Origin of the sequence: Mesorhizobium sp. M7A.F.Ca.CA.002.09.1.1, assembly GCF_003998555.1 — a bacterium.
Lineage (GTDB): Bacteria > Pseudomonadota > Alphaproteobacteria > Rhizobiales > Rhizobiaceae > Mesorhizobium > Mesorhizobium ciceri.
Window position 1 is genome coordinate 1 of the sequence record NZ_RZRR01001338.1, and the last position, 993, is coordinate 993.

At 64.2% G+C, this 993-nt stretch carries 2 pseudogenes; one reads left to right on the forward strand and one right to left on the reverse strand.

Annotated elements, in window-relative coordinates:
* Positions 1-419: pseudogene (locus EN994_RS33035) on the reverse strand (two-component sensor histidine kinase); the annotation flags it as partial.
* Between the two features lie 121 nt (positions 420-540).
* On the opposite strand from EN994_RS33035, the pseudogene EN994_RS33040 reads away from it, so the two are divergent.
* Positions 541-993: pseudogene (locus EN994_RS33040) on the forward strand (polyphosphate kinase 2); the annotation flags it as partial.

A 993-nucleotide genomic window follows, 5' to 3' on the forward strand; every position in this document is an offset into this window, starting at 1 on the left:
CCATCCAGCAGAGCCTGCATTTCCGGCGCCCGGAATTTCAGCGACAGCGACATGCCTGGCGCGATGCCGCCGAAAGCGGCGAAGGCGGCGGCGTTGGCATGGACGATGGTGGCAGCCCGGTCGAAGATGATCAGCGGATCGGCGACGGCGGCGGCCAGATATTCACCCGAGAGCCTCTGCAGGCCGGTGGCCTCGATGGCGGCTCCGCTGCCAGTGGATTGGCGCGCGCCGGCGGCCGGCAGTATTGCCGCTGCAAATAGCAACAGCAGCGCCGCGAGGACGACATAGGCTGAAATCCCGGCCAAGGCATAAACGGCGACGACCGCGACGACGCCGGCCGCAAGCAGCCAGCGGCTGTTCCACAGCCGTGCGGCCATGGTTTGCGCGATGCCTCTCTGCTCTGTGTCCAGGTCAGCCATCTGCCCGCGGGCCCGCACCCCATGCCTTCGCACCCGGTCCACGGTGGCGGAAAAACTTCCACTAGACCGTTCCGGAGGCTCCCCATAGCATGAGTCCGGAAGCTGGAAAGGGTTCGTCTCGATGAAAAAAGCCAAGGAAAGTCCCGCCGCGCCAACTTCGGGGCCGCTGAAGATCAGGATCGGCGGCAAGGAACGGGAGTTCGACATCGAAAACCCCGTGCTTCCCGACTGGGTCGAGGACAACAAGCTGACTGCCGGCGGCTATCCCTACGACAAGAAGATGAAAAGTGATGAGTATGACGAGACGCTCGAGAAGCTGCAGATCGAGCTGGTCAAGGCGCAGGCCTGGCTGCAGTCGACCGGCAAACGGGTGATGGCGCTGTTCGAGGGCCGCGACGCTGCCGGCAAGGGCGGCACGATCTTCGTGGTGCGCCAGTACCTCAATCCGCGCACGGCACGCAACGTGGCGCTGACCAAGCCGACCCCGACCGAACTGGGGCAATGGTACTACCAGCGCTATGTCGACCACTTCCCGACTTCAGGCGAATTCGTCACCTTCGACCGCTCCTGGTAC